Below are 19889 nucleotides of genomic sequence, written 5' to 3' on the forward strand. Positions count from 1 at the left end.
GAGACACGTCGATCAATTCTAGCGCGCCGTTACATCATCAGAACTGTGGTATTGGGTACGCAGCGCCAAGCCACTCTCCACGCTCATCTCGCCCACGGCGATGCCCTCCTCGGTGACAAAGGGGACGTCGCTTAGCGATTTTTCGCCCGAGCGCAGCATGGTGACGTCCTGAAGATAGCGGAAGAGCACCGCGATCATGGCGGCGGCGGGCACGGCGAGGAACGCGCCGACGATACCGAAGAGGCTGCCGCCGATGGTCACGGAGACCAGGATAATCACCGGGTGCAGATTCATCGCGCGCGATTGCAGGATGGGGGAGAGGATATTGCCCTCCAACTGCTGCACCGCCACCACCACGACCAAGGTGGCCAGCGCCTGCGGCACACCCAGGGAGACTAGCGCGATGAGCACCGCCAGCGCGCCGGCGGTAAAGGCACCGATGATGGGAATGAACCCCGCCACGAAGGTAATCACGGCTAGGGCCAGTGCCATCGGTACCCCGATGATGATGAGGCCCAGGCCGATGAAGATCGCGTCCACCAGAGAGACCAAGGCCTGCGCCCGGATAAAGCCACCGAGGGTGCGCCAGGCACGCGTGAGCACCTCCGTGGCGTGCCACCCCTGACGCTGGCCCGCGACGTCGCGCACCCAGGGCAGGAAGCGGTGGCCGTCCTTGAGGAAGAAGAAGGTGAGCACCAGCACCACACCCAGGGTGACGGCTATCGACGTCACGGTGGATACACCCGAGAGAATCCCGCCCGCGATCGCCCCGGCCTGCTCCTGGAGCCAGGTGGCGGCCTCATTAATCACCACGTCCAACTCCGAGGAACCGATGTTGAGTGGGGGTTGCTCCAGCCAGAGGCGCAGGCGCTGGATGCCGTCGAAGGCCTGGAGATACAGCACGCCGGACTGGCGCACAATGTCCGGCGCGATGAACACAAAGACCGCGCCGATGAGGAGGAAAAAGGAGAGCAAAGTGAGCAAGGCCGCCAGGGCGGCGGGGACGCGATGGCGACGCAGCCAATTGGTGGGGCCGGATAGGACGGTGCATACGATGATCGCCAGGATCACCGGGAGGATGCCCTGCCAGAACTCTCGCAGAATGATCGACCCCACAAAGGCCGTGGCCACGATGATGAGCACCCGCAGGCACAGCCTGGCGGTGGTGCGCAGGGAATCGCTGACGACGACGGAGCGATCCACCGGGGGCGGGGCCTGGGGGCCATCTTCCGGGGTTGCTGAGGTCTCTGAGGTTGTCGAGGGGGCCGGGGCGGGCGAGGGCGAGTCCGCGATGGGCCGCGAGACCCCGGTGGGTGTTTCTTGCGCCTCTACGTCTGCTGCTTCCTTATCCGTCACAGGAGCCATTTTGCCCGATGGGGGTGGAACGGGGCTAGTGGTTTTGTTCGAATGGGTGTGGTGGTGTGTTTGGGGCGACGGGGCGTGCTGTGGACTGTGGCGGTGGGTTAGCGGGCGATCTTGAGGGCGCTCTGAATGAGCGTGGCTTGCAGCGGCAGGCGGAGCAGGGAGATCGCGGCCTTGGTGTGAGACTGCGGCACCCACTGGCGGGCCATCTCGATATTGCCGGGGAACACGGCCACGAACAGCGCGGCTGCTGCCTTGGCCGCGTGCTTGCGGGTGGTGGGGTGACTGAGGCCCGCCGCGATGGCCAGTTCCGCCGCGCCGCTGAGATAGGTGGCTCGGCGGGCGGAACCCGGTACCCAGCCGGGCACGATCCGGTCGAAAGGCTGGGGCTTGAGGAAGTGAAGTACACCGGCACCGGCGAGAACGGCGGTGAGGGCGGGGCGGGAGAGAGTGAGGTTCATGGGGTTGCTCATAGTGTTGAGGGTACTCGGGGTGCGAAGAATGATCGTAGGATGGGGAAAATGAAAGAAGAGTTCCAGGAACTTTTGGAATCCGCTGCGCGGCTTCAATCTGTTATCCCCGATGCCGTGCTAGTTGGTGGAACGGCGGCAGCGCTCCACGCTGGTCACAGGTTTTCCCAAGACCACGATCACGTGGTGCGTGATCTGAAAAATAGGTATCGGGCCTTGGACGATGCTCTAGCGACTATGCCGGGGTGGAGAAAATCCTCGCGCGCTTCGCGTCCGCCTATGACGATCATGGGAACGCTGGACGGCTTTCAAGCGGGTCTGAGGAATCTGCGTAGGGAAAAAGCCCTGGAGGTAGAACAAGTAGCTCTGCCCAGTGGTAGTACGGTGGTGGTTCCCACTTTGCCGGAGACATTAAGGATCAAGGCGTACTTGGTGATGTCGCGTAATCAGGTGCGTGATTACCTTGATGTGGCGGCGTTAGGAAACGCTCGGGGAATTACACAGGCTGGGCAGGTCTTGCGCGAGTTGGATCATTATTACGGCGCAGATAGTAGTACGGGATCGCCGGTGCTGACGGAGACACTGGCGTTGCTGTTTCACCCTGATCCTCGAGATGCGGATGTGATCGACGATATACCTGGGTACAAGGGGATCGACTCGATCTGGAACTGGGAACGAGTGATAGCGGTGTGCAAGAAGATCGCAGAGGCAGCCTCATGATCGACCCGCTGATGTTCCGCAATAGCGCGAGCAAGCCGAGCGATCCCATTGAAACCTGGGGCACGGAGGTATATAACGCCGTGTTGGATTACGGCGGGATAGAGGACTGGCGGCCTTTCTTTACCGCTATCCGGGCCGATCCACATGGGGAGGTGGCGCAGCGCATGGAGCGACTCGTAGCGCGACGCCCCTGGGACGGGGTGAGCGCGGCGTTCACCGTGGTGACCAAGAAAGCGCGTGGCGACGCTGACGCCTTCACTCAGCCCTGGCACCCGCTGGAGGTGGTGGAACCGGACGTGTGAACCAGGCTTGATAGGATAGGTCTCCGTGAGCCTTACTCTTGGAATCGTCGGTCTGCCAAACGTCGGAAAGTCCACCCTGTTCAACGCGCTGACCCGCAACGATGTGCTGGCGGCCAACTACCCGTTCGCCACCATCGAGCCGAACGTGGGACTGGTGGAACTGCCCGATCCGCGCCTGAATCGCCTGGCGGAGATCTTTGGTTCCGAGCGAATTCTGCCCGCCACTGTCTCCTTTGTGGACATCGCGGGCATTGTGAAGGGTGCCTCCGAGGGGGAGGGCATGGGCAACGCCTTCCTGGCGAATATCCGCGAGGCCGACGCGATCTGCCAGGTGGTGCGCGCCTTTGAGGACGATAACGTGGTGCACGTGGACGGCAAGGTGGACCCCGCCGCCGACATCTCCGTGATCCAGATGGAACTGATCCTGGCCGATCTGCAAACCATCGAGAAGGCCCTGCCGCGCCTGGAGAAGGAAGCACGCAAAGACAAGGAAAAGGCCGCGCTGGTGGACGCGACGAAGAAGGCGCAGGCGATCCTGGAAGACGATCGCACCCTTTATGCGGCGTCTGTGGCGGGGGAAATCGAACTGGCTCCGTTGCGGGAATTGCACCTGATGACGGCCAAGCCTTTCCTCTATGTGTTTAACGCGGACGAGGGTGTGCTGACCTCTGATTCCCGGAAGGCCGAGTTGCGGGAACTGGTGGCTCCTGCCGACTGCGTGTTCCTGGACGCCGCTACTGAGGCGGAACTGTTGGAACTAGACGAGGAGGAGGCCATGGAATTGCTGGCCTCCGTGGGGCAGGAGGAGCCGGGGTTGGCGACGCTCGCCCGTGCCGGGTTCGACACCCTAGGCTTGCAGACCTACCTCACCGCCGGGCCGAAGGAAGCGCGGGCATGGACGATTCGGAAGGGATCTACCGCGCCACAGGCTGCTGGTGTGATTCACTCCGACTTTGAAAAGGGCTTCATCAAGGCCGAGATCGTTTCCTTTGCCGATCTGGATGCCGCCGGTTCTATGGTCGAGGCGCGTGCTGCGGGCAAGGTGCGGCAGGAAGGCAAGGAGTATGTGATGGTGGATGGGGACGTGGTGGAGTTTAGGTTTAATGTGTAAGTTTTGTGTACGGGTTTTTTATCTACCGATGATGTCTCATTTGATAGTCGCCTGATTGATATGTTAAGTTAGTATACAATGGCCTGTAATAATTTTTTAAATAAACTCTAAAATTAAATATGGGATTCAATATACGGCCCTTAATGATCTGCGATTTGAAAATATTCCCTTTATCTATTCAAGATTATCCGGATATATTCTTGAATTATCTATAGGGGTGATTAATTTCTAATGGGGAAATATATTCAGAATATCGACAAAGAGGTGGCTAGATGGGTTCATGTATGGGCGGCTGCTGCATTGCATACCTATGAGGTTATAAACTCTATTTCGATCGTAGATTCGCCAGTGGAGGCGATTTCTCAGAAGGATACCATGAGTATGGTGCTGGTGAGTGCGGTACGTAATGTGGTTCGAGGGGCTGAATCATTATTTGGAAAAGATTGTGGTTTGGTCCAAAATTTTAATAGTATGTACCCTCATCTTAAGAAACTTCGTGATGTGTTTGAGCATTATGAGGATTATGTTGTAGGTAATGGAATCTCGCAGCGTGAAGGACGAAAAAGAAATGGACGTCCTTTGGGTTTAGATGTGACGGGGCTTGAAATATCAGCTTCCAGCGGCGGACAGCAGGGGCATCAATTATATATCACTGTTATTGAGCGTGGTAGTGATGGGAAACCGAAAAGGGTGACATATGAAGTATTGTCTAAGGCTATTGCTCTAGCGGCATGTCGGCTTGCTCGTGATGTGATTGATGCGGTGGGAATGCTTGACGAGAGGCATCTTAGTAAATGTAGTATTTGTTCTAAAACTTAGAATGTATGATTATAATTTGCAATATATCGTCCCAACTTCGATGTGGAGTATTGTGGATGCTGCAAACCGGAAATTACTGATTCGTATGGTGGTTAGTACTGTTGTGTGGCGTCCGTTCTGGGCTTGGAACCTTTGGTGATATGGGGCCTGCGGAATATTTCTCGATCGCTATGTGTTATTTACTAATGGCAATTTCCATATTCTAGATCGCCTCAATTTCCGCTCTGCGAATTATAGATTTTAAATAATCTTCTGGGGGAATAATTGGTTATTTGGTTGATTTATTTTGGCGGCACCGGTGCTCCATCTGGCGGCAAAACCTTAGGATACTTCCTAGCTCCAACCTGGCTGTCACCATCAATCGCCTCCCTCAACTCCCCAGCAGCAACCCCACCCCTCCACCTTGCAGGCACCCAATTCCCTTCCACCAGTTTCTTCTGGGAGACCCACCCCAGCGCCAGCATCCCAACCCCCACAGCACCGATCAGTACCAGCCCCATCGCGCCTCCGGCCTGAGAAGCCCACCCCAGCAGCAGCCCGAGCCAGCCGAAGTCCGCGTCCCCAAACGTGGTGTTGGCGGAACCGAACGTGCCAAGCATACCCACCAGGAAAGCCGGTAAGAGGGTGATGATGAGTCCGTTGGTAAACGCTCCCAACACAGCACCCCGCCGCCCGCCGGTGGCATTGCCATACACACCCGCCGCGCCTCCGGTGAAGAAGTGGGGCACCAGTCCGGGGAGAATCAGAGCCACGCCAAACGCAGGATTGAGCCACAGGGAGAGCACACCCAACCCGATCAACCCGCCGCAGAAAGAGGAAATGAAGCCCACCAGCACGGCGTTCTGGGCATAGGGGAACACGATGGGGGCGTCGAGAGCCGGGATGGCCCCGGGCACGACCTTGGCGGCGATGCCCTGGAAAGCCGGTACCAGTTCGCCCAGAATGGTGCGCACGCCAAAGAGAATCACGGCCACGGCCACGCCGAATTGCAACCCCTGGGTGAGTGACTGCATGAGGTAATTGCCCACGCTGGTGGCACCGTCGGGGAAGGCGTCGAAAGCCTGATCCTGACCGGCTCGGGCGAGGAACATTATGGCGAGTATCAGGTACATCAGCGCCATAGAGAGCGCGGTGGCGACCATGGAATCGCGCAGAAAACGCAGCCCCTCCGGAAGTTTGAGATCCTCGGTGGAAGGGGATTGAGAGTTGCCTTTGCCACCCACGAGTGTGCCTACTGCCCCGGCGGCCACGTACCCGGCGGTGCCAAAGTGCCCGATGGCGATGGAGTCGTCGCCGGTAATGCGCCGGGTCCAGGGGTGCGCGATGGCTGGCAGAGAGACCATGAGCACGCCCAGTAGGAGAGCGCCGAGGAGTACCACCAACCAGGAGGGATAGCCCGCTGTGGCCAGGATTATGGTGAGCAGCGTGGCCATGAAAAGTACGTGGTGCCCGGTGAGGAACACGTACTTCATGGGGGTGAGACGCGCGAGGATAAGCGATACCGCGAAGCCCAGAATCATGATCCAGGCGACGCTCCCGCCGAATTGCTCCTGGGCGATACCCACGATGGCCTCGTTGGTGGGAACCACGCCCTGCGCGCCCGTCGCTCCGGTGATCATGGTTCCCAGAGGTTCCAGGGAGGCGGTGACCAGCCCGGCCCCGGCTCCGATGAGTAGGAAGCCCAGCGTGGCCTTAATCGCCCCGCCTAGAACCTGCCCGACACCCTTGTTCATGGCGGCGAGGCCCACGGCAGTGATGATGCCGATGAGGAAAGCGGGAACGGAAAGCACTTCATTGACGAGGAAGTTTGCAATAGACAAAAGAAAGTCCATGATTTTGGGTTCCTTAGACGTCGTAGAGTTCGCGCAGGGCGGAATCAATTTCGGCGGTGGAGGTGAAGTCCTTAATGACGTAAACGGGTACGCCGACGTCGCCAAGCGTTGCGGCAATAGCACCCGAGGTCAGCAGGAAGTCTGCCTCTTGTGCACGTCCCTTTGCGGAGATGGTGTCCGTGGCCTCCACGGTGAGGAACAGGCCCCAACCCCATTCGTCTAATACCTGCTCCAGCGTTTGCTTGAGGAATAGTGAGGTGCCCAGGCCATTTCCGCACACCGTGTAGATTTTGCCTTTGGAGGGCACGGAGTCCGGGTGCTTTTCGAGGGTAGTAGCGGGAGCCGACGTTGTTTCCTTCTTCTGGGGTTTCGCGGCACCGCCCAGGAGCACTCGCCGCAGTTCCTCCTCGGTACCCAGGGCGTTGAGTTGGGCGCGCACCTGCGCGTTACCGAGCAGGGTGGCCAGTTCCTTCATGGCCTGTAGGTGTGCGGAGGAGTCTCGGGCCGCCAGCGCCACGATGAGGCGTACGGGGTCGTGAGCCTCGCTGCCAAACAGCACCGGATCGTCCAGGCGCACCCAGGAAATTGCTGTTTCCTTGACCGCCCCCGAGGGGCGCGCGTGGGCAAGGGCAAATCCCGGGGCCACCACGATGTAGGGGCCGTGTTCTTCCACGGATCGCACCATGGCGGCGGTGTACTCGGGGGTGATTTTTCCTGCCGCTTCGAGCAGACCACCGGCTAGTGTGATGGCGGAGCGCCAGTCGCGCGCCTGGCCGTGTAGGTTCGCGGCGCCGCGCGGGAGCAGGTCATTGAGCATGGACATCCGGGGCCTCCTACCGCCAGCAGCCATGAGGGGAATCGTTGGGTTGATTATAGGCTTTCTGGTTCTTATGTCTCGTGAGGTTGAGGCGGATGGGGATGAGAGAATCTGTGTCAGATGGGGTGGTGATTGAAGTACCAGGGAGCTGGGTGGGCTAGAGCTGCTTAAACGCCATCGCTTGTAAGATGATTTCTGTCGGCTCTGGGCTTGCCGTGAGTATCGCTTGAATATGCTTTTCTGGGATATGATGCGGTTGGGCGGAAGATATGGTTTTGCTGAGGATCTGATTCGAGGAGGAGCTATCTTGAGCTGGAAGTAGGGGCCTTCTGTGAGAACCCTAGTGGTAAGAAAAGTGATGGTAAGACATTATCAAGTATTGATATTTTCCATCTTTACACTTTAGTCAAACGGGAATAATAATTCTACAATATAGGGTTGGGATTTGGATGATAGCACTTGATGAAAAAATATTACAATGCGCGAATATTAATGTGCGATTTGGATATGGGGACCTTGGGGAAGGTCTAGGAATGATATAATTTAAGTATACCAATTTTGCAAGAATGGAGATGTGATTCGTGAAGAGTAGGGCAGGCTATATTGACCGAAGCAAGCTAAAGGCTTGGGCTGATACGCGTCGTGCAGAGTCTGAATTCCCGCGGCTGATTCGCCGTCTAATCCTTGAAACGACACCGGGGTTGGTTCAATTAGGGATGCCCGCAGGTGAGGGGGTGGCTGCTGGTGATTGGGACGGTTTTGTTCAGGCGGCCGAAGCGACGGCTTGGGTTCCAGATGGTTCGTCAGCATGGGAGTTATCAGTTAATTCCAGTCCAAATAGGAAAGCCAATGAAGATTATTCCAAGCGAAGAAAGACTCCAGACGGCACGCCGACAGCTGGATGTACCTATATCGAAGCGATCCTACGACCTTGGACGACGCGGAATGAATGGGCTAAAAATAAGCGAAACGATCAGATTTGGAGAGACGTCAAAGCTTTCGGGCTTGATGATATTGAGACTTGGCTTGAGACGGCACCAATTACATGGGCATGGTTTTCTGAGGAACTTGGATTTTTTCCGCACGGAATATGTACTGGCTTAACCTGGTGGCGTAACTGGGCGTCCCAAACGAATCCAGCGTTGACGCCGGAAGTCGTGCTTGCTGGTCGAACTGATACTGCAAGGAATCTTGAAGAGAGGCTTAGCTCAGTTGGTTCCATCACTACGGTTGCTGGAGCTTCGATTGAAGAGGTATGTGCCTTTATCGCTGCAACTGCCGTCAGCCTTGACTCGAAAGGCGGCGGGCAGATGTTGGCACGACTCGCATTCGTCGATGATGTATCTACATGGAGACAGTTGACAACTTCGGGTCAATCGCTCATTTTGGTTCCTTGCACACCCGAGTTAGCAAGTGAGATTCCCGCTGGTACTGTGCATAACATCTGTGTACCAGTCACATTCAATGAAGGCGCCGACGTCTCACTCTCAGCGTTGGATGCTGCTGAGGTAGCAGTTGCGCTGACGAGTGTCGGGGCCACAGACAAGGATAAGGCTGATGAACTCGGCAGACTCGCACGGCGAAGTTTGACTGCTCTGCGACGAAACTTGGCTGTAAAGGCCGTCCTGCATCGGCCGGCCTGGGCTGGTGCGAGTCTGTCTCGAAATTTCCGATCAATCTTGTTGGCTGGTTCCTTGGAAGATAACGTAGAAGGAGATCGATCGATTCTCGAAATACTCGCAGGAACCGATTATGAATTATTTAGAGAGGCTATTACGGGAATAGCTGATAATGCTGCTGATCCTCTGGTAATCCGCACTAGCGAATCTTGGCATCTTGTCTCACCGGTGAGTGCTTGGAAATTGCTGGTATCGAATCTAAACTGCGATGATATTAAGCGTTTCGAAGTCGTCGTCAATATGGTTCTCGCGGAGGTAGATCCGGCCCTTGTCTTACCATTAGACCAACGATGGAGAGCATTGATTGAAGGTAAAACCCGCCGCTATTCCAAGGACCTTCGTTGTGGCCTTGCTCGGTCGATTGCTTTATTGGCAATTTATGGTGAGACTATCATCGTTCCAGGTGGAGTAGCAGGATCGGATTTTGCAAACTATCTGGTTAAAAACCTACTCGAATTGGCGTCCATGGATGATACTGGAGAAGCGTGGCAATCATTGGCTGATATTTTGCCTCTCCTTGCTGAGGCTGGGCCGGACGCCTTCCTTGATGTGGTCAGTGCAGAAATAGCGGGTGATTCCCCATTATTGTCCATTATGTTTCAGGACGACGCCGACAAATTGGGAATCTTCTCGAGCGGCATTCTTTACAGAAATTTATTGTGTGCACTCGAGTGTGTTTCCTGGTCCCCTGATCACTTCGGACGTGCTGTATTTTTATTGGCAGGTCTTGACGAGATCGATCCGGGAGGGAATATGGCTAATCGTTCTGCAGCTTCTTTGGCTGCGATATTTTGCCCATGGTATCCTGGCACATCTGTCGATTCTGATCGGAGGATCGCAGTGCTCGACATATTACGTCGTAGGTATCCTGATGCTGCTTGGAAACTGGAGTGCAGCATGCTTCCTGATAGGAATGATATGCATTTTCAGATTAGCGCACCTGTGTTCAGAACCTGGAAGCCGGATGACTCATCTGTGACATACGGTGAATTCCGGAAGATGACGACCTTTGCAGTAAAGCGTTGTATCGAAGACGCCGGTGAGGACGCTCAGCGTTGGTCAACAATCCTTTCTCGCACGGTAGATTTGCCAGAAACAGATCGTGCACTAGTGGTGTATGCTCTCGAGTCTATGGCTGACCGGCCGCAAATTACTGATGAATTTCGTGAGAAGGTGTGGCGAACCCTGGTGGATCTCATTGGTTATCATCGAGAGTTTTCAGATGCTACCTGGACGCTTCCTGGTGGGGAACTAGACAAGCTCGATGCATTAGCAGCGCGATACCAGCCAGAATCTGCATATGCTTGTCTAGTCGGTCTCTTTCAATCATGGAATCCGTATATCAAAACTCACAAGCAAGATGATGATGAAGCCTATGACTGTGAGCTTAAGCGCCGACGTGTTGAAGCCGTAGAGATGATCGAGGCCGAAGAGGGGTTTGACGCCATTATGAGATTGGCGCGGGACGCGTTGGTTCCGGGGGCCGTTGGTATTTCTCTGGCGAACTTCGACTCGTTGTATGACGATGCATTGCTTAGCTGGCTAGCATCTGCGGACCTAGATCTCGTTAGAACTGCAATAGAGTACTTCTCCGCTCGTTATTCTGTAGAAGGTTTTTCCCTGGTTGAGAACCTCCTTAAACGGGATGGTCTTGCAGTCGATCAACGTGCTCGAATTCTGCTTGTTGCGAGCGATAACCTGACAGAAGCATGGGCTCTGGTTGCTGTAGACCCGGATCTTGAAACTTGCTACTGGGAGGAATTTAATCCATTCGTTTTGAGTAAAAATCTCGACAAGATCGATGAGATTCTTGAGTATCTGATTCGAGCTGGCCGTCACACCGATGTCTTATATCTTATGAGCGTGTATTTCAGCATTAATAAGGGTGGGCCGCGTCCCCAGGTGGCGCAACTCATTGTACGGGCGTTGGAAGGTCTTCTGGCGGATCAAGCTCGATCTGCGGCTGCTTGTAATCTATCGTCTTCTCATTTTCAAAGGATTTTCACCTATCTCGAGACTATGCGCGATCATCTTGAGCCTGACTGCCTTGTTCGATTGCAGTGGTCTTACCTTCGGGTCCTCGGCTATAATGCGAGAGTTCCAGCGTTATCTGAAAGCCTAGCTGCTGATCCTGCAAAGTTCGTCGAGCTCGTGTGTACTGTTTACCGTGCTCAATCGGGCGATGAGGGTGGAGAAATGACCGAGGACCCCGCTGGCAAGAAACAACGAGATGCTTCTCTGGTGAGCAATGCGTACCGCCTGCTTAATGCTTGGGATACGCCGCCAGGGCTTGTTGATGGCGTTATGAATGCCGAGGTACTTCAAGCCTGGCTTGATCGTGCGATGGAGCTTTTGGCCGAACGGGGCAGGACCGAGGTCGGTTTACAGCATATTGGTCAGGTTCTTGGGCACACCCCACCAGATGCTGACGGAACCTGGCCGGGTAACGTCGTGCGGGATCTTATCGAAGAAGTGCAGCTTGAGTATATAGAAACTGGTTTGTACCTTTATATTGTTAATGGTCGTGGAGTTACTAGTCGTGGTTTGGAAGATGGGGGCTATCAAGAGCTGAAGCTTGCTGAGGAATATCGAGATAAGGCTCAAGCGTTCGTGGATGTTGCCCCTCGGGTAGCTGGTTTGCTTAAGAGAGTTGCTGTTGCTTACGAAAATGAAGCGCGGCGGAATGAGGAGTCTGCAGAACGCTTTCGTTGCGGATTTTATTGAGCGCTATAAATTATGCTATATGATGAGTTTGTAGGGGTTAACTGTTTGATGTATTGTTTTTAACATCGCTTGATGGCTTATGGGGGCATGGGTGGGGTGGAATGGATTGTTTTCTCGGGTAGGTAACAGTTTTAGAATATTCCGCGGGGATGGGCCTTAAGGTTGGGTGTGAATAGCTTCGTCATGTTCCGATCTGGGGATTGTCATAAAATCACTCCTGAACCGAATGTTTTATCCAAACCAGTACTCACCCGGTACCCTTGACCCCATGACCGATTCTATTTCCGCATACGTATCCCTACCCGGCCAAACGGAGGAGGCTTTCACCCTCTGGCACTCCATCTTTGGCGGTGATCTTAACATCATCAAGTACGGCAATCAGCCGATGGAGGGCATGCCGTTCACCCCCGACCCCGAGGCCGTGGCTCACGTCACCCTCCGAACCGAGTCCTGGGGTATTGCCGGGGCCGATCAGGCCATGCCTAATGAGGAATACCCGGTGCGTGGCACGGCATATTCCTTGTTGGTGGAGGTGGAGTCTCCCGAGCGAGGCAAGGAGATCATCGAGCGCTTCCTGGGAGCCGGTGGTGAGATCAACATGCCTTTTGCCCTGGCTCCGTGGGGTGATTGGTATGGCCAGGTGTTTGATCCTTTTGGCGTGATGTGGTCGTTGAGCACCGCGCAGGCGGCGCAGGCAGCACAAACAAATCAGGAGGCCTGAGGGAAGAACTAGCTCGCCTCGAAACAGTCAAGGCAAAAGCAACACCCCAGAACCAGCGCGGGCAGGCACAAAACCAATGCCGCCCCGTCAGCCCACGCCCAGCCCGTCACTCCACCGGAACCACCAACTCCGTCACATTCTCCGCAGGGTCACCCTCTGGCTCGGGCATGGTCACATAGTTCTCCCAGTAGGGCATACCGGGCTTCAAGCCCTGTGCAGCCAAGCCCTCCATGAGCTCCGTCCACGCCTGGGAAAGCAGGTCATACCCGCCGCGCAGCGTGGCAGTGGCGCGCTGACCGCCGGGGAGTTCGCTGGTCTCCGCACCGGCTGCACGAAGCGCCTCGGAGATTGAGGTGGTTGAGGCGGCCGAGGAACTAGAGGCGCCGGAGGTATCGGAGGAATCAACAGGTGCCGCCACCGGGAATCCCACCTCCACGTCCAGCGCCTCCGGGGGAACGCCGTGGTAAAGGGCAAAGGCAGGGCCAGTAGGAATCAGGAGGCCGCGCTGAATCAAAGCACCGAGCGTCCCAAAGGCGGAGTCGAAGAACTCCTCTAATTCCGCAAAGGGAACCCCGGTACCTCGTACCACGACGGTGGGGGTGACCGGGCGGGAAAGCACGCGAATCTCAGAAATAATGCTCACCCGCCCCAGGGTAGCCGCGCCCCCGCCCGGCGGCACCCCAGCAGAACTACGTCTCAGCCCGGAACCACACCCAGAACCCCAGGAACCAGCCGCCAGAACAAAGAACCCCAAAAAAACCTACTCCCCCCGAATCAACTCCGCCGCCCGCTCTCCCATGAGCATGACGGTGATGTTCGGGTTCACGGCGGTCAGCTGCGGCATGGCGGAGGCGTCGCACACGCGCAGCCCCGCCACGCCCTTCACCCGCAGCTCGGAATCAAGGGGAGCCTCGGCGTCGTCCACCGCGCCCATGCGGCAGGAACCGGCCGGGTGGTACACGGTGTTGTGGGTCTTGGCCACGTACTCCGCGATCTCCTCGTCCGTTTGTACGTCCGCGCCGGGGAAGAGTTCCCGCTTCACGTACTTGGCCATCGCGGGCTGGGAAACGATCTCGCGAGCCTTCTTGATCCCTTCCACGGCGATGTGCATGTCGTAGCCTTCGGCGTCGGTGAAGTACCGGGGGTCCACCTTGGGCTTGTCGCGGTAGTCGCGGGAGCGCAGCCGCACGGTGCCGCGCGAGCGGGCGTGGGTGATGTTGGGGGTCAGCGCAAAGGATTCGTCCGCGCTGGGGTAACCGTGGCGGGCGGTGTGCATGTCAAAGGGCACGGAGCCGTAGTGCATCATGAGGTCGGGCAGCGGCAGGTCATCGCCGTCGATGGGGGTGAAGATGCCGATCTCCCACCATTGGGTGGCGTCCCTGGTCATGGGCTCGCTGGCCTCCCAGGAGATCACGGCCTCGGGGTGATCCTGGAGGCCGGAGCCCACGCCGGGGGAGTCCACCAGCACGTCGATGCCCACCGAGCGCAGGTGCTCGGCGGGGCCGATCCCGGAGAGCATGAGCAACTTAGGGGTATCAATGGCCCCGGCGGAGAGGATCACCTCGCGGCGGGCGCGCAGTTCGCGGCGTCGATTGTGCGGGTTATCGCAGTACTCCACGCCCACCGCGCGCGGCTCCTCAGAATCGGAAGCAAAGAGCACGCGGGAAACCCAGTGGTCGGTGAGCACGGTGAGGTTGTCTCGCTCGTCCATCACGGGGTGGAGGTAGGAGACGGAGGAGGAGGAACGAGTGCCGTCCGCCTTGCGGTTGATCTGGAAGAAGCCCGCGCCATTGACCACCGTCTCGCCCTCATTAAAGGTGGCGGTGGGGATACCGGCCTGCGCGCAGGCCTCCAGCAGGGCCACGCCCACGGGGTCATTCGGCGGCACGTCCATGAGGTGCACCGGGCCCTCGGTGCCGTGCTCGCCGCCGCGTGCGTTGTTTTCCAGGCGCTTGATCAGCGGCAGAATGGTCTTTGCGTTCCAGCCGGTAGCACCCAGTTCCTCCCAGAGGTCCATGTCCTCGGCGGGCGGGTGGAAGGCGATGCAGGAGTTATGGGAGGAGCAGCCGCCGAGCACCTTGGCGCGGGCGTGTCGCATGAAGGAGTTGCCGTTGTCCTGCGGCTCGATGGGGTAGTCCCAGTCAAAGCCGGATTCCAGGAGTTCTGGCCAGCGTTGTAGGTCCAGTACCTCCGCCTTATCGACGTCCGTGGGCCCGGCCTCCAGCAGCGCCACCGTCACGGTGGGGTCCTCGCTGAGCCGGGAGGCCAGGGCGGCACCGGCGGAGCCGCCGCCCACCACGATGTAGTCATAGGTTTGATCGGACATATTAATCCTCCTTCACGGGGAACCAGCCGGTCACGGCGGGTTCGGTGTTCTGGTAGATGTGCTTGGCCTCGCGGTACTCGTCCAGGCCGGTGGGGCCCAGTTCCCGCCCGGTGCCGGATTCGCCAAAGCCGCCCCACTCCGCCTGGGGGAGGTAGGGGTGGTAGTCGTTGATCCACACGGTGCCGTGGCGCAGCGCGCGGGAGACGCGGTTGGCCACCCCGGCGTTAGAAGTCCACACCGCCCCGGCCAGGCCGTAACGAGTGTGGTTGGCAAGCCGGATGGCCTCGGCCTCGGTGGAGAAGGTCTCCACGGTGATCACGGGGCCAAAGCCCTCCTCGATCACGGCGGGGTTCTCGGCGGTGCACTGATCGAGCACGGTGGGGGAGTAGAAGTAGCCGTTCTCGTGCTCGGGGCCGCCCCAATCGCCGCCCACGCGCAGCCGCGCCCCGGCGTCGATGCCGCGCTGGACGTAATCGGTCACCTTGTCCCGGTGCTCAGCGGAGATCAGGGGGCCGGTGTGCGCGGCCTGGTCGAAGGGCCCGCCCATCGTAATCTGCCCCGCGCGGGCCACCAGGGCGTCGGTAAAGCGCTCCGCTATGGAATCCTGCACGATCAGCCGGGTGCCCGCCGAGCACACCAGGCCGGAATCCAGGAAGCCGGCGTTGAGGGCGTTATCCAGGGCGGCGTCGAAGTCCGCGTCCGCGAACACGATGTTGGGGTTCTTGCCGCCCAGCTCCAGCGCCACCTTTTTCACGGTGGGCGCGGCGGCGGCCGCGATGGTGCGCCCGGTGACCAGGCCGCCGGTAAAGGAGATCATGTCCACGTCCGGGTGCTCGGAGAGCGGCGCACCGGCCTCCGCGCCCGCGCCGAGCACCAGGTTGGCCACGCCTGCGGGCAGGCCGAGTTTATCGAGCACGTCGATGATGAGGATGGAGGTGTGCGGGGTGAGTTCGGAGGGCTTAAGAATAAAGGTATTGCCCGCTGCCAGGGCCGGGGCGATCTTCCAGGCGGCCTGAAGCAGCGGGAAGTTCCAGGGGGTAATCATGCCGCACACGCCCACCGGCTCGTACACGATCCGGGAGATCACCGCGTTATTCCCCGCGTCCACCAGGCGGCCGGGGTGGTGATCGGCGATCTTGCCAAAGTAACGGAAGCAGGCGGCAATATCGTCCATGTCGCCCTCGGCCTCCACCAGGCGCTTGCCGGTGTCCAGGGCCTCGGCGCGGGCGAACTCGTCGCGGCGCTGCTTGATCTGCTCGGCCACCGCCAGGAGCAGGTCGCCGCGTTCGGCGGCCGGGCGGGCGGCCCACTCCCCGGCGTCGAAAGCCGCCCGCGCGGCGGCGATGGCGCGCTCGGTGTCCTCGCGGCTGGCCTCGGAGACGATGCCCACCTCGGAGCCGTCGGCCGGGCAGGTGATCGTGCGGGTGGCGTTGTTGGTGGCGCCCACCCACTCGCCGTTGATGTACAGGGTCTTAGTCATTCCTTTTCCTCCCATTCCTGCGGCGCGGCGGCATGAACCTCCCCGGTGGGGGTGCCGGCGTCGCCAGTAAGCGTCATGTAATTCAGGTGGGCCTCGTAGGCATCCAGCACATCCGCGATCACCTGATCGCGCGTGTAGCCCATGATGTCATGGCCCCGTGACCCCGTGGCGGAGAAGATCTCCACCCGGAAGTACACATCGCGCACCACGGCCAGGTTAGCGGCAAAGTTGGGCACCGCGTGGGCCACCGGATAGGCCTGGTACTTGAACTCATCGTGATCGGGGAAGCGCACCACCAGATCCGCGTAGGGGATGGGGTAATCCGGGTGCGTGCCGCAGTGGTACCGCACCTCCACGCCCAGTTCCTCCAACTCCGTGCCCACGGCTTCCAGCGCGGGCTGCGCGGTGTCCTCGATGAAGCGCGCGGTGTGTTCGGCGCTGGGGAAGGTCATCTTCTGGGTGAGGCGCTGCTTCCAGGAACCGCGTGGTTCCGCGGTGGGCTGCGCGCCGACGAGCGTATGGCGGCGCGCCTGCGCGGAATATCCCTCCGCGCGCAGCACCCGCCACAGGGAGAACATCAGCAGGTACAGCACCACGGAGAACGGCAACCCGATGAGCACCGTGGCGGCCTGAAGTGTGTATACCCCGCCGATGAAGAGCATGACCAGGGTGAGCAGGCCCGTCATCACCGCCCACACGATGCGCAGCCACGGTGGGCCATCCTGCTCCGTGGCGGAGGAATCACCGTTGTGCTCCGGGGCTTTCGACGTCATGGTGGCCATCACCAGCGAACCCGAGTCCGCCGAGGTGACGTAGAAGAGTAGGCCGGTGAGCACCGCCAGGCCGGTGGTCACGGCGGCACCGGGATACTGCTGCAAGACCTCGTAGAAACCCGAAGCGGGAGTGTCCACGATCCGCTGCGCCAGGGTGGGATCGGAGCCAAAGGCATCCAGGGCGGCGTTGCCGAACACGGAGACCCACAGCAGGATGAAACCGAAGGGAATAATCAGCACGCCCAGAATGAACTCGCGCAGGCTGCGGCCGCGAGAAATACGCGCCAAAAACAGGCCCACAAAGGGCGCCCAGGCGATCCACCAGGCCCAGAAGAAGAGCGTCCAATCCGCCAGCCACTGATCCGCCGGGTAGGCCTCCGTGCCCGAGGTATAGGCAAAGGTATTGAGCATCATCGAGGGGAAGGAACTGAGGAAGTCCCCGATGTTTTGCACCAGGGCGTCCAAAAGATGACTGGTGCGGCCGGAAAGGAGCACCCAGGCCATCAGCCCCACCGCCAGCACCACGTTTAATTCCGAAAGGCGGCGAATACCCTTATCCACGCCTGAGACCGTGGACACGATGGTGATGGCCACCGATAACACGATCAACGCCACCTGCACCGCCGTGCCCGTGGGCAGGCCAAACAGAAAGTTCAGGCCGTAATTAAGAAACACCACCCCGATACCCAGCGAGGTGGCCACGCCAAACACCGTGCCCAGGGTGGCGGCCACCTCTACGCCATCGCCCACCGGCCCGCGAATCCGCTTGCCAAAGATCGGGGCCAGCGCCGAGCGCACCGAAAGCGGCAGGTGATAGCGATACGCAAAAAGACCAAAGGCCATGCCCATGAGCGCATAGAGCGCCCAACCCGGCACGCCATAATGGAACATCGTCCAGATCGGGGCCATGCGCGCGGCCTCCTCGGACAAGGGGGAAACGTCCGGGGGAGTCAGATAATTGGTGGCTGGGCCGGATACCCCAAAGAACATCAAGTCCACGCCAATACCCGCGGCAAAAAGCATGGCCGCCCAGGTGAAAAGATTAAAGCGCGGCTCCGAATGATCCGGGCCTAACTTGGTGCGGCCAATCCGGGAGAGCGCCACCAAAAGCACAAAGGCCACCACGATTCCGGCGGTGAGAATGTAATACCAGCCGAGGTTGGTGGATACCCATTCCATCGCCCCGAAGATCACCCGCTCCGCCTGCCCCGGCGCTAACCACGCCCACACCACGAAGGCGAGAATGAGGGAGGCGGAGGTGGCAAAGACGGGGCGGTTCAGAGGGGAATGAGGCACAGGCGATTCCTTGGTCGGGGGTCGGGGAGCCGGACTTCAATTCCTTTCCACGGTAACGGAAGCCGTGGCTTGGCGCAGGGATAATGCTTGCCGACGCCACCCTAAGCCGGGGAGCGGGGTGGGGTGTGGGTGGGCGAGAGGTAGTTTAGAAAGTGGTCCAAAGGTAGCGTGTAATGCTGTGAACAGGCAATATGATGTTCGGATAGTGGACAGTATTTTGGACGAGTTATTTCCCTACATGGGAGCCTTGGCCTTGGAAGGGGCTAAGGGGGTGGGGAAGACTTCTACGGCCATGGAAAGGGCAGGGGAGGTGGTGCAGCTGACTCATCCAGAAGTTAAAGCACGGGTGGAGGCTTCCTTGCCAGAGGTGCTCCGGGTTGGCGAGCCGCTCTTGATAGATGAATGGCAACTTTATCCTCCGATTTGGGATGCGGTGCGTCATGAGGTAGATGAGGATTCGTGTGGGGGCCGTTTTTTGCTGACGAGTTCAGCGGGGCCTACAAGAGATGTGCGTATTCATTCCTGTGCAGGGCGCATAGTCCGAGTGAAAATGCGCCCTTTGGCTTTTGTTGAGCGGGGACTAGCGGCTCCTACCGTAAGTTTGGCTGCATTGGCTGAGGGGAGGCAAGGCAGGGTGATGGGAAAAACTGGTTGTGGTTTAGCTGAATATGTGCAGGAAATAGTGGGGTCAGGATTTCCGGGTATGCGCCATCTTCCGTCTAGAGCGCGCAAGGCTGCTTTGAATAGTTATATTGATCGCATTGTGCATCATGATGTGGATGAAGCTGGCTATGAAGTGCGCAGAACAGGGGCTCTATACCGTTGGCTATCGGCTTATGCGGCAGCGAGTTCTACCACTGCGAGTTATTCTAAAATTCTTGACGCTGCTACTCCTGGCGAATCGGATAAACCTGCCAAAACCACAGTTCTGGAATATTGGGAGACTCTAGAAAGAATTTTCATTCTAGAACCCGTGCCTGGTTGGGTTTCTGCTCTCACGCCGCTATCTCGATTGGTGCAGGCACCCAAGCATCAGTTGGTAGATCCTGCTTTGGCGGCCCGCCTCGTGGGGGTGGATGAAAATTCTTTACTTACTTATTCCGGCGGACGATTTGTTCCTAAGGATGGTTCCTTATTAGGAATGCTCTTTGAATCTCTGGTTACCCTTTCTGTTCGAGTGATGACTCAGGCAATAGATGGGCGGGTGTACCACCTACGCACCAAGGGGGGCCGCCAAGAAATAGGCCTCATCGTGGAGTTGGATAATCGCAAGGTGCTTCCCATCGAGGTCAAACTTAAGGAAGTCGTGGACGATCACGATGTCCGCCACCTGCACTGGTTAGAGGACAGGATTGGGGATCGGGTGGTGGACAAGGTGGTGGTGACCACGGGCAAGCACGCCTACCGCCGCCAAGATGGCGTGGCCGTGGTTCCCCTTGCTCTCCTCGGGCCTTAAA

Annotated in this window: 15 protein-coding genes; 7 read left to right on the forward strand and 8 right to left on the reverse strand. The window is 58.4% G+C overall.

Features of this window, described 5'->3' with window-relative positions:
* Positions 1-18: 18 nt before the first annotated feature.
* Together OLW90_RS04060 and OLW90_RS04065 are read right to left on the reverse strand one after the other, a co-directional pair.
* Complete coding sequence (locus tag OLW90_RS04060; protein ID WP_319651480.1) at positions 19-1356, reverse strand: AI-2E family transporter; 1338 nt, start codon at positions 1354-1356, stop codon at positions 19-21.
* A 107-nt stretch (positions 1357-1463) separates the two neighbouring features.
* Positions 1464-1835 carry a hypothetical protein gene (locus tag OLW90_RS04065; RefSeq protein ID WP_319651481.1) on the reverse strand — a complete coding sequence of 124 codons (372 nt, stop codon included), beginning with the start codon at positions 1833-1835 and terminating at the stop codon, positions 1464-1466.
* Positions 1836-1883: 48 nt separating this feature from the next.
* Here OLW90_RS04065 and OLW90_RS04070 point away from each other — a divergent pair, with 48 nt between their 5' ends.
* From OLW90_RS04070 to OLW90_RS04085, 4 genes are all read left to right on the forward strand, one after another.
* The gene (locus OLW90_RS04070) at positions 1884-2552 is read left to right on the forward strand and encodes a hypothetical protein (protein WP_319651482.1); all 669 of its coding nucleotides are present in this window, start codon (positions 1884-1886) and stop codon (positions 2550-2552) included.
* Positions 2549-2854: a hypothetical protein gene (locus OLW90_RS04075; protein ID WP_319651483.1), complete on the forward strand. Its 306-nt coding sequence runs from the start codon at positions 2549-2551 to the stop codon at positions 2852-2854. Before OLW90_RS04070 ends, OLW90_RS04075 begins: the two co-directional genes overlap by 4 nt.
* 25 nt (positions 2855-2879) lie before the next feature.
* On the forward strand, positions 2880-3965 hold the full coding sequence (gene ychF, locus OLW90_RS04080) for a redox-regulated ATPase YchF (protein WP_319651484.1): 1086 nt from the start codon (positions 2880-2882) through the stop codon (positions 3963-3965).
* Positions 3966-4196: 231 nt separating this feature from the next.
* Complete coding sequence (locus OLW90_RS04085) at positions 4197-4784, forward strand: hypothetical protein (protein WP_319651485.1); 588 nt, start codon at positions 4197-4199, stop codon at positions 4782-4784.
* Positions 4785-5065: 281 nt separating this feature from the next.
* On the opposite strand, the gene OLW90_RS04090 is transcribed toward OLW90_RS04085, so the two are convergent.
* Together OLW90_RS04090 and OLW90_RS04095 are read right to left on the reverse strand one after the other, a co-directional pair.
* Positions 5066-6616, reverse strand: a complete 1551-nt coding sequence (locus OLW90_RS04090; protein WP_319651486.1) for a PTS ascorbate transporter subunit IIC — start codon at positions 6614-6616, stop codon at positions 5066-5068.
* A 13-nt stretch (positions 6617-6629) separates the two neighbouring features.
* Positions 6630-7439, reverse strand: a complete 810-nt coding sequence (locus tag OLW90_RS04095) for a PTS sugar transporter subunit IIA (protein WP_319651487.1) — start codon at positions 7437-7439, stop codon at positions 6630-6632.
* A gap of 575 nt (positions 7440-8014) precedes the next feature.
* Between OLW90_RS04095 and OLW90_RS04100 the strand changes: the two genes are divergently transcribed.
* Positions 8015-11836: a hypothetical protein gene (locus OLW90_RS04100; protein WP_319651488.1), complete on the forward strand. Its 3822-nt coding sequence runs from the start codon at positions 8015-8017 to the stop codon at positions 11834-11836.
* Positions 11837-12104: 268 nt separating this feature from the next.
* Complete coding sequence (locus tag OLW90_RS04105; protein WP_319651489.1) at positions 12105-12557, forward strand: VOC family protein; 453 nt, start codon at positions 12105-12107, stop codon at positions 12555-12557.
* A gap of 106 nt (positions 12558-12663) precedes the next feature.
* Here OLW90_RS04105 and OLW90_RS04110 read toward each other — a convergent pair whose 3' ends face one another.
* The 4 genes from OLW90_RS04110 to betT form a co-directional block, all read right to left on the reverse strand.
* Complete coding sequence (locus OLW90_RS04110; RefSeq protein ID WP_319651490.1) at positions 12664-13200, reverse strand: GyrI-like domain-containing protein; 537 nt, start codon at positions 13198-13200, stop codon at positions 12664-12666.
* Between the two features lie 117 nt (positions 13201-13317).
* Entirely contained in the window at positions 13318-14883 is a 1566-nt protein-coding gene (locus tag OLW90_RS04115; protein WP_319651491.1) for a GMC family oxidoreductase, read from the reverse strand.
* Position 14884: 1 nt separating this feature from the next.
* The gene (locus tag OLW90_RS04120) at positions 14885-16363 is read right to left on the reverse strand and encodes an aldehyde dehydrogenase family protein (RefSeq protein WP_319651492.1); all 1479 of its coding nucleotides are present in this window, start codon (positions 16361-16363) and stop codon (positions 14885-14887) included.
* Complete coding sequence (gene betT, locus OLW90_RS04125) at positions 16360-18432, reverse strand: choline BCCT transporter BetT (protein WP_319651493.1); 2073 nt, start codon at positions 18430-18432, stop codon at positions 16360-16362. The genes OLW90_RS04120 and betT overlap by 4 nt, the downstream gene beginning before the upstream one ends.
* Before the next feature lie 178 nt (positions 18433-18610).
* Here betT and OLW90_RS04130 point away from each other — a divergent pair, with 178 nt between their 5' ends.
* Complete coding sequence (locus OLW90_RS04130; protein WP_319651494.1) at positions 18611-19888, forward strand: ATP-binding protein; 1278 nt, start codon at positions 18611-18613, stop codon at positions 19886-19888.
* The last annotated feature ends 1 nt before the right edge of the window (position 19889 follow it).

Origin of the sequence: Corynebacterium sp. 21KM1197, assembly GCF_033783015.1 — a bacterium.
GTDB lineage: Bacteria > Actinomycetota > Actinomycetes > Mycobacteriales > Mycobacteriaceae > Corynebacterium.